The organism is Pseudomonas sp. PS01299 (assembly GCF_029960145.1).
In the GTDB taxonomy this organism is placed as follows: domain Bacteria; phylum Pseudomonadota; class Gammaproteobacteria; order Pseudomonadales; family Pseudomonadaceae; genus Aquipseudomonas; species Aquipseudomonas putida_A.
Genome location: NZ_JASCPO010000176.1, coordinates 1 through 12,384, shown reverse-complemented (window position 1 = coordinate 12,384; position 12,384 = coordinate 1). Strand labels below are relative to the sequence as shown.

The following is a 12,384-nucleotide window of genomic DNA, read 5'->3' as shown; positions in this document are numbered from 1 at the left end:
GAGCAAGCCCGCTCCCACACTGGATCTGTGTCGTTCACAAATCAAATGTGGGAGCGGGCTTGCTCGCGAAGAGGGCATCAAATTCCCCGCATTAACGGTTACTTGTCGATCTGGTCCAGCGCATCCTGCAGTTCCTTGCGCGACTCGGCGAGCTTGTCCTTGCGCTTGTTGATTTTCTCCGGATCGCCTTTCTTCATCGCCTTGTCGAGATCCGCCTGACGCTTGCTCACTTCGTGCTTGGCTTCCAGCACCTTGTTTTCGCGTTCTTTCTTCAGGCCGGCATCGGTGCAGTTCTTCGTCACTTCATCCAGCGCGGTTTGCAGACCGGCCTGCTGATCGGTGTTGCCCCGGGATTTCGCCTGCTCGAGCTGATTGATGATGCCCTGCTTCTTCGCGGCGCAACCGGTCAGGCCCGGTGCATCTTCGTCAGCCATCACAGGCGCGGCCAGAACACCACAGAGAGTCAGCAAGGCAAGGGGTGCAAGAAATTTCATAAAAGCTCCATGTGCAAAGGCAGTCGGGTCGGGGGCACTGCGCTGTTTGAGCGTCTGACGGCCCTTGGGTTCCCGGCTGCCGGGGATTGCGTGATCAGAAACCGTCGATTCCGGCGGCGCGTAATGTGTCACTCAAGGCCAGCACCTGCGGGTCGCGGAAGAATGCGCTCAATTGCGCCGCGCGGCCCGGGCCGATTCCGGCTTCTGCCTGCCATTGTTCGGTGTCGCGTTGTGCCAGCGCCTGCCACGAGTCGGCCAGTTGTGCCTGCCCCGTCGGCGGTAAACCCAATGCTTTGAGCCACTGGGTGAACGGCCGTTGGCGGGCGCTGTGAAAACTGTTGATCAGACGTGTGCTGCTGCGTTCGCCGAAGCCGGCAATGTTAGCAAGCTCTGGCTCGTCGAGGGTCAACCAATCCAGCAGGTTGTTCAGGCGGCCTGTTTCCAGAAGTTTCTCCCAGGTGCCGCGCCCGACATTCTGCAGCGCCAGCCCCTGCTTGCCACTGAGCCAGGTCAGGCGCGCGAGAAACTGGCTTTCGCAACCGGGTGTCGGTTGCCAGCAGCTCAAGGCGTGGAAGTCGCGCGTGTCGGGAATGTCGAGGGCGGCCCGTTCGGAGGTACGCAACACCACACTGTCGAGTCGTGGAATCGTCAACCCGGCCAGGCTGATTGCCACTTGATCGCCGGGGCGGATATCCAGCGCCTGCCAGCGCTTGAGTGAACCGGCACTGACGCGTCTGATCTCGCGGTCATCGAGCATCACCGGCGACAACTCCAATACTGGCGTGATGCGTCCGCTGCGGCCGACTTTGAAATTCACTTTGCGCACTTCGGCCAGCGCTCGGGCAAACGGGTATTTCCAGGCGATAGCCCAGTAGGGCGCGCTCGCCTGCCAGCGCTCAGCCGGTGGGCGCTGGCTCTGGCGCAAGACAATGCCGTCGGTGGCGAAGGGCAGGGGCGATCGATACCAGTGCTCGCGCCATTTTTGCGCGTCGGCAAGGTTGGCGATGACCTGACTGAATGGCGCTGTCGTGGCGAAGCCCAGCGTCGCTAGCGTCGATATTCTTTCAGGCAGATTCGCCGGGCCCTGCGGCCAGTCCCAGACGAACAGACCGATCCCGGACGCCTGTTCTGCGCTCAAGGTTTTACGGCTCATCAGCCCGGCAACGGTGGCGCGGGCGTTGACGCTGCCGGCGCTGGCTTGCACATGCTGATTCAGGCGCCAATAGAGCTCGCCCTGCACCAGCAGGTCCAGCGGTTGGGTCAGTTGTTGCGGAATGGCAGCGATCTTTTGCGCCGACGCTGTCCAGTCCTGACCGCTGATCCCGTCGCCGCGACTGATCGCCTGCTGCAACAGGCCGCGACGGTAAATCAGCGTGACCGCTACACCATCGACCTTGGGTTGTACCCAGACATCCTGCCGATCCTTTAACCATGCTTGAACGGCGGCGGCTTGGTGAAGCTTGTCCAGACCGGTGTGGGCGATTGGATGCGCGACGGAGCCAGACGCGCTGCGCAACGGTTCGGGCGCTGCGGGCTGCTGGAAGCACTGGCGCCATTCGATGAGCCGCACGCGCGATTGATCGTAGAGTTCGTCGGCAATCAGCGAGCGGCCTTCGCGGTGGTAGGCGTCGTCCCATTGGTCGATCTGCTGTTGCAGAGCCGAGATTTCAACTTGCGCTTTGCCGAATGGCCAGTCTGGGCAGGCTGCATGGGCGATCAGAGGGGTGAAACTCAGCAAAAGAACTGAAAACAGGCGCAGCGTGGCAAGCATTTTGAGCGTCCTTGCTCAGGGGGAATGCTTTAAGGCTAGGCGAGGATTCAGAGAGGCACCGGGTGGGTGTTTTGCATCGTGTTTCCGTGCCCATACAGGGGGCGCATGGGCCGGCCTCTTCTCGGGCAAGCCCGCTCCCACAGGGTTCTTTATAGATGTTGGAAGGGGATTCCAGGCATGAAAAAGCCCCGCACGGCGCGAACCGTGCGAGGCTTTTTGTGCAGCCGGGAGGGCTTACAGACCAGCGGCAGAACGCAGAGCGTCGGCGCGGTCGGTTTTTTCCCAGGTGAAGGTGGAGAAGGTGTCTTCGCCAACCGTCTTGGTCTGCGGAGCACGACCGAAGTGGCCGTAGGCTGCAGTTTCCTGGTACATCGGGTGCAGCAGATCCAGCATGGTGGTGATTGCGTATGGACGCAGGTCGAACACTTCACGCACCAGTTTGATGATCTTGTCATCGCTGATCTTGCCGGTACCGAAGGTGTTCAGCGAGATCGAAGTCGGCTGAGCGACACCGATGGCGTAGGACACCTGAATCTCGCAACGCTCGGCCAGGCCGGCAGCGACGATGTTCTTGGCAACATAACGGCCAGCGTAGGCCGCCGAACGGTCAACCTTCGATGGATCTTTACCGGAGAACGCGCCACCGCCGTGACGGGCCATGCCGCCGTAGCTGTCGACGATGATCTTGCGACCGGTCAGACCGCAGTCACCTACCGGGCCGCCAATGATGAACTGGCCGGTCGGGTTGATGTGGAACTGGGTGTCTTTGCTCAGCAGTTCGGCAGGCAGCACGTGCTTGACGATCAGCTCCATCACGCCTTCGCGCAGGTCTTTGTACGACACTTCAGGGTTGTGCTGGGTCGACAGAACAACGGCGTCGATACCGACCACCTTGCCGCCTTCGTAACGGCACGTCACTTGCGACTTGGCGTCCGGACGCAGCCACGGCAGCAGACCCGATTTGCGGGCTTCGGCCTGGCGCTGCACCAGCTGGTGCGAGAAGGTGATCGGCGCTGGCATCAGCACGTCGGTTTCGTTGCTGGCGTAGCCGAACATCAGGCCCTGGTCGCCGGCGCCCTGATCTTCAGGCTTGGCACGGTCAACACCCTGGTTGATGTCAGGGGACTGCTTGCCGATGATGTTCATCACGCCGCAGGTCGCGCCGTCGAAGCCGACTTCGGAACTGGTGTAGCCGATGTCGCAGATCACGTCACGAACGATCTGCTCCAGGTCAACCCAGGCGCTGGTGGTCACTTCACCGGCCACGATGGCAACGCCAGTCTTGACCAGGGTTTCCACGGCAACGCGTGCGTGTTTGTCCTGGGCGATAATGGCGTCCAGCACCGCATCGGAAATCTGGTCGGCGATTTTGTCCGGATGTCCTTCAGACACGGACTCGGAGGTGAAGAGGGAGTATTCGCTCATCTCGATGTTTTCCTGAATTTACCGATGGTGAGTGTCGCCAGCCGGTCGCTGAAAGTGGCGAACCTGGATCTGGAAACCATTACGTAAGCCTACATAGAGGCTGTCCCCGGGAACGAGTCCCGCAGCGGTGGCCCAACGGGCCAAATCGTCCTGTTCAAACCCCAACCACAGATCACCGCAGGCCTCCCTGGCCCAACTCTGGTTGTGGCTACATAACTCTGTCACGAGCAGGCTACCGCCCGGTTGCAGCAGGCCGGCCATGTGCTTGAGCGCTTCGGCCGGCGCGGCGAAATGGTGCAACACCATGTTCAGTACCACGCAATCGGCCTGAAGGCTGGTGCCATTCAATGCATCGGCCAATTGCAGGCTGACGTTAGCCAGCCGTTCACGTTCACATACCTGACGCGCCAGTTCGAGCATCGCCGGGCTGTTGTCCAGCGCGGTTACAGTGCCAAAGCGGCGGGCCAGTTCCGGCAGGAAAGCACCATCGCCGGGGCCGACTTCAATGGCCGTGGCAGCACCATTGAAGTTCAGTTTGTCGAGCAGGGCCAGCACACTGTCACGGTACTGCGGCAGGCCTGCGATCAAGTCTTGCTGGGCGCGGAATTTCTCCGCGACCCGGGCGAAAAAGTCCTGGCTGGCCGCTTCACGTTGGCCATGGACTTGCGTGATGCGTGCCTGCACATCGTCCGGCAGCGCCAGATTGTCGACTTCTTCTAACAATGCGGCGTGCAACTTGCCGCCCAGCAATTCGGTGTGGGGCAGGGCGCGGCGATAGAAAATCGCGTTACCTTCACGGCGTGTCGCCACCAGATCGGCCTGGGCCAGCACTTTTAGGTGGTGGCTCATGCCGGACTGACCGATACCGAAAATCTGCGCCAGCTCCAGTACGCCGAACGAGTCGTTGGCCAGCGCGCGCAATACATTCAGACGCAGCGGATCGCCACCGGCCTTGCACAGGGCCGCCAGCTCGTCGCAATCGTCATGGCGAATGGAAGGCACGCGTAAGTTCATGGGGCAGCAGTCTAGTGACGGTGGGAAATCGCTGCAAGGGCAATATCAAAAAGTTTTGATATTGCTCGATAGATGGCACTTCACACTGGCTGGTTAACTCTACAAACGAACAGCGGAAAGGTTTCACCAGACGAAACCGCCGTCCAGCACGGGAAAAACGCCCTCGGATGACTATCTGTCATTGCCCCGAGGCGCTCCGGTGAGGGAAAATGCCCTCCTTTTTTCCGTTTCAATCTATTCACACCCAGGAGATCAGCGATGCCTAGCCGTCGTGAGCGTGCCAACGCCATTCGTGCCCTCAGCATGGATGCCGTGCAAAAAGCCAACAGCGGCCATCCCGGTGCCCCTATGGGTATGGCAGATATCGCCGAAGTACTTTGGCGCGACTACCTCAAGCACAACCCGAGCAACCCGTCGTTCGCCGACCGTGACCGCTTCGTGCTGTCCAACGGCCACGGCTCGATGTTGATCTACTCGCTGCTGCACCTGACCGGTTACGACCTGTCGATCGACGACCTCAAGCAGTTCCGTCAACTGCACAGCCGCACCCCGGGTCACCCGGAATTCGGTTACACCCCGGGCGTCGAGACCACCACCGGCCCGCTGGGTCAGGGTCTGGCCAACGCCGTCGGCTTCGCCCTGGCTGAAAAGGTTCTGGGTGCGCAGTTCAACCGTCCTGGCCACAACATCGTTGATCACCACACCTACGTGTTCCTCGGTGATGGCTGCATGATGGAAGGCATTTCCCACGAAGTCGCTTCCCTGGCCGGTACGCTGGGCCTGGGCAAGCTGATCGCCTTCTACGATGACAACGGCATCTCCATCGACGGTGAAGTCGAAGGCTGGTTCACCGATGACACCCCGAAGCGTTTCGAATCCTACAACTGGCAGGTGATCCGCAACGTCGACGGTCACGATCCGGAAGAGATCAAGACCGCCATCGAAACCGCGCGCAAGAGCCCGCTGCCGACCCTGATCTGCTGCAAGACCACCATCGGTTTCGGTTCGCCGAACAAGCAGGGTAAGGAAGATTGCCACGGCGCCCCACTGGGTGACGCGGAAATCGCCCTGACCCGTCAGGCGCTGAACTGGAACTACGGCCCGTTCGAAATCCCGGCCGACATCTATGCCGAGTGGGATGCCAAGGAAAAAGGTCGCGCCGCCGAAGCCGAGTGGGATCAGCGTTTCGCTGCCTACTCCGCGGCGTTCCCGACCGAAGCCAACGAGCTGATCCGTCGTCTGAGCGGCGAACTGCCGGCGGACTTCGCGGAAAAAGCCTCGGCCTACATCGCTGAAGTGGCGGCCAAAGGCGAAACCATCGCCAGCCGTAAAGCCAGCCAGAACACCCTGAACGCGTTCGGCCCGCTGCTGCCGGAACTGCTCGGCGGTTCAGCTGACCTGGCCGGTTCCAACCTGACCCTGTGGAAAGGTTGCAAAGGCGTCAGCGCTGAAGACGCCAGCGGCAACTACATGTACTACGGCGTGCGCGAATTCGGCATGACCGCGATCATGAACGGCGTGTCCCTGCACGGTGGCCTGGTGCCTTACGGCGCGACCTTCCTGATGTTCATGGAATATGCGCGCAACGCGGTACGCATGTCGGCGCTGATGAAGAAGCGTGTGATCCACGTCTACACCCACGACTCCATCGGTCTGGGCGAAGACGGCCCGACGCACCAGCCGATCGAGCAACTGACCAGCCTGCGGACCACACCGAACCTCGACACCTGGCGTCCAGCCGATGCCGTTGAATCGGCAGTGGCCTGGAAAAACGCGCTGGAGCGTAAGGACGGCCCATCGGCGCTGATCTTCTCGCGTCAGAACCTGCAGCACCAGGAACGCGATGCCGGTCAGATCGCCGACATCAGCCGCGGTGGTTACGTGTTGAAGGACTGCGCAGGCGAGCCTGAGCTGATCCTGATCGCCACCGGTTCGGAAGTCGGTCTGGCCGTTCAGGCCTACGACAAACTGACCGGGCAAGGCCGCAAGGTGCGCGTGGTTTCCATGCCGTGCACCAGCGTGTTCGATGCGCAGGACGCCGGCTACAAGCAATCGGTTCTGCCGTTGCAGGTCAGCGCACGTATTGCGATCGAAGCGGCTCACGCCGACTTCTGGTTCAAGTATGTGGGTTTGGAAGGTCGCGTGATCGGCATGACCACCTACGGCGAATCGGCTCCGGCTTCGGCACTGTTCGAAGAGTTCGGCTTCACCCTGGAAAACATCCTGGGTCAGGCTGAAGAGCTGCTGGAAGACTGATCCAGAAGTTGCGTCGTCTGGACTGAAGCCTTCGCGAGCAAGCCCGCTCCCACAGGGGGATTTGTTGTGTGACACACACAGTGTTCACAACCCTGATCCAATGTGGGAGCGGGCTTGCTCGCGAAATCGGTGGTTCAGACAACACTGCAATAACGGAATCAAACGGTAATCGAGAACCCCATGCCTCAACCGCGTCCCTACAAAGTTGCACTCAACGGCTACGGCCGGATTGGTCGTTGCGTCTTGCGTGCGTTGTTCGAGCGTGGCGAGAAGGCCGGGTTTGAAATTGTCGCGATCAACGATCTGGCGGACATGGCCAGCATCGAATACCTGACACGTTTCGACTCCACCCACGGCCGCTTTCCCGGCGAAGTGCGAGTAGAAGGCGATTGTCTGCATATTAATGGCGACTGCGTGAAGGTCCTGCGCAGTGCCACCCCCGAAGGCATCGACTGGGCGGCGCTGGGCGTCGACCTGGTGCTGGAGTGTTCCGGTGCCTACCACACCCGCGAAGATGGCCAGCGTTTTCTCGACGCCGGCGCGCCACGCGTGCTGTTTTCACAGCCGATGGCCAGCGAGGCGGATGTCGACGCCACCATCGTCTTCGGCGTCAATCAGGATTGCCTGACTGGCGATGAACTGCTGGTGTCCAACGCCTCCTGCACCACCAACTGCGGCGTGCCGCTGTTGCGTCTGCTGGACAAGGCGATCGGCCTGGATTACGTGTCGATCACCACGATTCACTCGGCGATGAACGATCAGCCGGTGATCGACGCCTATCACCACGAAGACCTGCGCCGCACCCGTTCGGCGTTCCAGTCGGTGATCCCGGTGTCCACTGGTCTGGCGCGTGGCATCGAGCGCCTGCTGCCGGAACTTGCCGGGCGAATTCAGGCCAAAGCCGTACGCGTGCCGACGGTCAACGTGTCCTGCCTCGACATCACGATGCAGACCGCCACCGCGACCGATGCCAACGAGGTCAACCGGATCCTGCGCGAAGCCGCCACCAACGGCCCGCTCAAGGGGCTGCTGGCCTACACCGAGTTGCCGCACGCCAGCTGTGATTTCAACCATGACCCACATTCGGCCATCGTCGATGCCAGTCAGACCCGTGTTTCCGGCCCGAAGCTGGTGAACATCCTGGCCTGGTTCGACAACGAATGGGGTTTTGCCAACCGAATGCTGGACGTTGCAGATCACTATCTGCAAACAGCGATTTCAAAAAAACCTGCTCTCTAAGAACAGCTACTCAGGAAGTGCGACCCATGACCGTGTTGAAGATGTCCGACCTCGATCTGCAAGGTAAGCGCGTATTGATCCGCGAAGACCTCAACGTCCCAGTCAAGGACGGTGTTGTCACCAGCGATGCGCGTATCCTGGCTTCGCTGCCGACCATCAAGCTGGCCCTGGAAAAAGGTGCGGCGGTGATGGTGTGCTCACACCTGGGCCGTCCGACCGAAGGCGAGTTCTCCGCCGAGAACAGCCTCAAGCCAGTCGCTGACTACCTGAGCAAGGCCCTGGGCCGCGACGTGCCGCTGGTGGCCGATTACCTGGGCGGCGTTGACGTCAAGGCCGGCGACATCGTGCTGTTCGAAAACGTGCGCTTCAACAAGGGCGAGAAAAAGAACGCTGACGAGCTGGCCCAGCAATACGCCGCCCTGTGCGACGTGTTCGTGATGGACGCTTTCGGCACCGCGCACCGTGCCGAAGGTTCGACGCATGGTGTTGCCAAGTTCGCCAAAGTCGCGGCTGCTGGCCCGCTGCTGGCCGCTGAGCTGGACGCACTGGGCAAGGCGCTGGGCGCACCGGCCAAGCCAATGGCTGCGATCGTTGCCGGCTCCAAGGTGTCGACCAAACTCGACGTACTCAACAGTCTGAGCCAGATCTGCGATCAGCTGATCGTCGGTGGCGGCATCGCCAACACTTTCCTGGCTGCCGCCGGTCACCCGGTCGGCAAGTCGCTGTACGAGCCGGACCTGCTGGACACCGCGCGTGCCATCGCCGCCAAGGTCAGTGTGCCGCTGCCGGTGGACGTGGTGGTTGCCAAGGAATTCGCTGAAAGCGCCGAAGCCACCGTCAAGCTGATTGCTGACGTTGCCGCTGACGACATGATTCTGGACATCGGCCCGCAAACCGCGGCCAACTTCGCCGAACTGCTGAAATCGTCGAAAACCATTCTGTGGAACGGCCCGGTCGGCGTGTTCGAATTCGACCAGTTCGGCAACGGCACCAAAGTGCTGGCCCAAGCCATCGCCGACAGCGCCGCGTTCTCCATCGCCGGCGGTGGCGACACCCTGGCGGCCATCGATAAATATGGCGTGGCCGAGCAAATCTCCTACATTTCCACCGGTGGTGGCGCGTTCCTCGAATTCGTCGAAGGCAAGGTGCTGCCAGCCGTTGAAGTCCTGGAAAGTCGGGCCAAGGCCTGAGGCCGCCCGTTTGGCCAGGCAAAGGAGTGTTCAGATGGTCAAGTCGTTAGCGCTGTTGTTGCTGACCGGTACGCTGGCGGCCTGCGGGAGTAACCCGAAGGCCGAGGCGACACCTGCGCCGGATGCGGCACAGAAAGGCTGCTATCAGGCCGACTGGCAGGCCGAAACCAACCCGGTGCTGAACAAGCGCTCGGGGCCGGACGGTCTGGACAAATACGAGACGCAAACCCCGGCCAAGGAACATGGTTGTCCTTGACCGGTCTGACTCTTTAACTCAGGGCTGGCGGCGTTGGCTGTCAGTCGAGGAACACGGATGAAAGGCTTGATCGCCATTGCGGCGTTGGCATTGTTGGGCGGTTGCGCGCAGTTGAACCTGTTTCAGTCGTCCGCACCTGCGGACAGCTGGACCACCTGGACCTGCGACAGCCAGGCCAAAGTGCTATGGCGCTACGCCAATGCCGGCCAGAAGGAAGTCGATGTTCGGCTGGGTGGCGGTGATCAGGTCTATCGCCTGAAAGAAGAGCCGGGCGCCTCGGGCGTGTTGTACAGCGACGGCATGCTGGCGTTTCACGTCAAGGGTGACGAAGGCCTGGTGTACTGGGTCGCCACCAATGACCTGATTGGCCGCGGCTGCAAGGCCGAGTAAGACGATTGAATTGATTCACATAGATCCAAAATGTGGGAGCGGGCTTGCTCGCGAAGGCGGTGGATCAGCTTGCATCAATGTTGAATGTTAATCCGCATTCGCGAGCAAGCTCGCTCCCACAGGGGGTCTCTGTTGTTCACAAGATTTTGGTAACACCGAATCACCAGACCGGGCTTCGACCCCCGATCTGCAATCACTTGAATAGCCGCCGCCGCTCCGGCAGGCTGGCACGATTAACGACCCTCAACCGGGAGAGACACACACAATGGCACTTATCAGCATGCGCCAGATGCTGGACCACGCAGCCGAGTTCGGCTACGGCGTTCCAGCTTTCAACGTCAACAACCTTGAGCAGATGCGCGCCATCATGGAAGCCGCTGACAAGACTGACTCCCCGGTGATCGTCCAGGCTTCGGCCGGCGCTCGCAAATACGCCGGCGCGCCGTTCCTGCGTCACCTGATCCTGGCCGCGATCGAAGAATTCCCGCACATCCCGGTGTGCATGCACCAGGACCACGGCACCAGCCCTGACGTCTGCCAGCGCTCCATTCAACTGGGCTTCAGCTCGGTGATGATGGACGGCTCCCTGGGCGAAGACGGCAAGACCCCGACCGACTACGAATACAACGTCCGCGTTACCCAACAAACCGTCGCCATGGCTCACGCCTGCGGCGTTTCGGTAGAAGGCGAGCTGGGCTGCCTGGGTTCGCTGGAAACCGGCATGGCCGGTGAAGAAGACGGCATCGGCGCTGAAGGCGTTCTGGATCACAGCCAGATGCTGACCGACCCGGAAGAAGCCGCTGACTTCGTCAAGAAGACCCAGGTCGATGCCCTGGCCATCGCCATCGGCACCAGCCACGGCGCCTACAAGTTCACCAAGCCACCTACCGGCGACGTGCTGGCGATCGACCGCATCAAGGAAATCCACAAGCGCATCCCGAACACCCACCTGGTGATGCACGGTTCTTCCTCGGTTCCGCAAGAGTGGCTGGCGATCATCAACCAGTACGGCGGCGACATCAAAGAAACCTACGGCGTACCGGTTGAAGAAATCGTCGAAGGCATCAAGTACGGCGTACGCAAGGTCAACATCGATACCGACCTGCGCCTGGCATCCACCGGCGCCATGCGTCGCCTGATGGCCACCAACCCGAGCGAATTCGACCCACGTAAATTCTTCGGCGCGACCGTGACGGCGATGCGTGATGTGTGTATCGCTCGTTATGAAGCGTTCGGTACCGCTGGTAATGCTTCGAAGATCAAGCCGATCTCGTTGGAAGCGATGTTCCAGCGTTATCTGAAGGGTGAGTTGAACGCCAAGGTGAACTAAGCCTGGGCGTTTGATCGCGTAAATGAAAAACCCGCCGAGTGGCGGGTTTTTTTGTGTGAGTTTTTCATTGTGAACAAGTTAACGGCTGGCGGCTAAAAATGTCGTTAAAAAAGATTTTTAAATTTTCTCTCGATAAGCCCGATATGTGTGACATTTTCCCCGCACGAGATGTGGGCGAATGCATAGTTATTTTTGAGAGAAAAATAAATTTCGTTAACGATTGCATAAATTGTTTTGCTTATTTCGAAAACGTATAAAGAGCTGTCATTTCTGACAGGTGATTTAAAATTCATTGCAGCCTATCGTCTCAATGCAATCAGAAAGGAAGTAACGATAAATATATTTATCCCTCCCTTTACTGATTTTGTTTCTTCTATGTAATGGAGAGATTGATATGTCAAGCATTGATGTCCGTGAAAAATTTAAAAAGCATGAGCTCAGTGGCGAGGTCAGCTGTATCTTGTATGGCAAGGATGGCGAAAGTGGCGAAGATAAAGCTGAGTATAAATCTACCCATCTTTATGGAGATTACTCTGACAACGTTTATGTGCATGCAAGTAGCCATACTGAACATCGTTCAGAAGATATTTGGTTTTTATTCTCCAAGGATCTTATTCCGGGTACATATCACTATTATCCCGACTTCCCCAATGTAATTGATTTTGTATGCGACGCGCGATATGCCCCTGCATGGAAGCCTCAATCTGGATTATTCGTGCTGGAAAAAAATAGCTCTGGAGTTGTTAAAGGAGAGTTTAGGTTTCATAAGGAGCCAGGGAATAAGGGGTTCGCAGTTTCGGATGGTAAGTTTTTTATAAATTTCCCTACTTCTGTTTCGTAGGAAAGGGCGGGAAAGGAGAACCAGGTGCCTAGTCCTGAAATAGGTTTAAACCGTTTCAAGACTAGACACCCCTTTGCTCTCATCACGCAGTTGGTGCCCTGTGGGAGCGGGCTTGCTCGCGAATACGGTGGGTCAGCAATATTGATGTTGAACGACACTCCGCATTCGCGAGCAAGCC

11 protein-coding genes are annotated in these 12,384 nt (G+C 59.3%); 7 read left to right on the top strand and 4 right to left on the bottom strand.

What is annotated here, in order from left to right:
- Positions 1–98: 98 nt before the first annotated feature.
- The 4 genes from QMX91_RS23145 to QMX91_RS23130 all read right to left on the bottom strand — a co-directional run bounded on the left by QMX91_RS23145 (position 99) and on the right by QMX91_RS23130 (position 4,704).
- Complete coding sequence (locus QMX91_RS23145) at positions 99–494, bottom strand: DUF1090 domain-containing protein (RefSeq protein WP_007961884.1); 396 nt, start codon at positions 492–494, stop codon at positions 99–101.
- 94 nt (positions 495–588) lie between these two features.
- Complete coding sequence (ligB, locus tag QMX91_RS23140) at positions 589–2,265, bottom strand: NAD-dependent DNA ligase LigB (RefSeq protein ID WP_282413441.1); 1,677 nt, start codon at positions 2,263–2,265, stop codon at positions 589–591.
- 234 nt (positions 2,266–2,499) lie between these two features.
- Positions 2,500–3,690: a methionine adenosyltransferase gene (gene metK / locus QMX91_RS23135; protein WP_027610621.1), complete on the bottom strand. Its 1,191-nt coding sequence runs from the start codon at positions 3,688–3,690 to the stop codon at positions 2,500–2,502.
- 18 nt (positions 3,691–3,708) lie between these two features.
- A complete protein-coding gene (locus QMX91_RS23130) occupies positions 3,709–4,704 on the bottom strand; it encodes a metalloregulator ArsR/SmtB family transcription factor (RefSeq protein WP_134784847.1) in 996 nt (331 codons plus the stop codon).
- Positions 4,705–4,962: 258 nt separating this feature from the next.
- Between QMX91_RS23130 and tkt the strand changes: the two genes are divergently transcribed.
- The 7 genes from tkt to QMX91_RS23095 all read left to right on the top strand — a co-directional run bounded on the left by tkt (position 4,963) and on the right by QMX91_RS23095 (position 12,206).
- Positions 4,963–6,960 carry a transketolase gene (tkt, locus tag QMX91_RS23125; protein WP_225136625.1) on the top strand — a complete coding sequence of 666 codons (1,998 nt, stop codon included), beginning with the start codon at positions 4,963–4,965 and terminating at the stop codon, positions 6,958–6,960.
- A gap of 180 nt (positions 6,961–7,140) precedes the next feature.
- Complete coding sequence (gene epd / locus QMX91_RS23120) at positions 7,141–8,199, top strand: erythrose-4-phosphate dehydrogenase (protein WP_098966022.1); 1,059 nt, start codon at positions 7,141–7,143, stop codon at positions 8,197–8,199.
- A gap of 26 nt (positions 8,200–8,225) precedes the next feature.
- The gene (locus QMX91_RS23115; RefSeq protein WP_027610625.1) at positions 8,226–9,389 is read left to right on the top strand and encodes a phosphoglycerate kinase; all 1,164 of its coding nucleotides are present in this window, start codon (positions 8,226–8,228) and stop codon (positions 9,387–9,389) included.
- Positions 9,390–9,423: 34 nt separating this feature from the next.
- A complete protein-coding gene (locus QMX91_RS23110; RefSeq protein WP_007961876.1) occupies positions 9,424–9,645 on the top strand; it encodes a hypothetical protein in 222 nt (73 codons plus the stop codon).
- A 57-nt stretch (positions 9,646–9,702) separates the two neighbouring features.
- Positions 9,703–10,035 (top strand): MliC family protein, encoded by a 333-nt coding sequence (locus tag QMX91_RS23105; RefSeq protein ID WP_098966020.1) that lies wholly within the window; start codon positions 9,703–9,705, stop codon positions 10,033–10,035.
- 265 nt (positions 10,036–10,300) lie between these two features.
- Positions 10,301–11,365 carry a class II fructose-bisphosphate aldolase gene (fba, locus tag QMX91_RS23100; RefSeq protein WP_003229012.1) on the top strand — a complete coding sequence of 355 codons (1,065 nt, stop codon included), beginning with the start codon at positions 10,301–10,303 and terminating at the stop codon, positions 11,363–11,365.
- Between the two features lie 394 nt (positions 11,366–11,759).
- The gene (locus tag QMX91_RS23095; protein WP_282413440.1) at positions 11,760–12,206 is read left to right on the top strand and encodes a hypothetical protein; all 447 of its coding nucleotides are present in this window, start codon (positions 11,760–11,762) and stop codon (positions 12,204–12,206) included.
- The last annotated feature ends 178 nt before the right edge of the window (positions 12,207–12,384 follow it).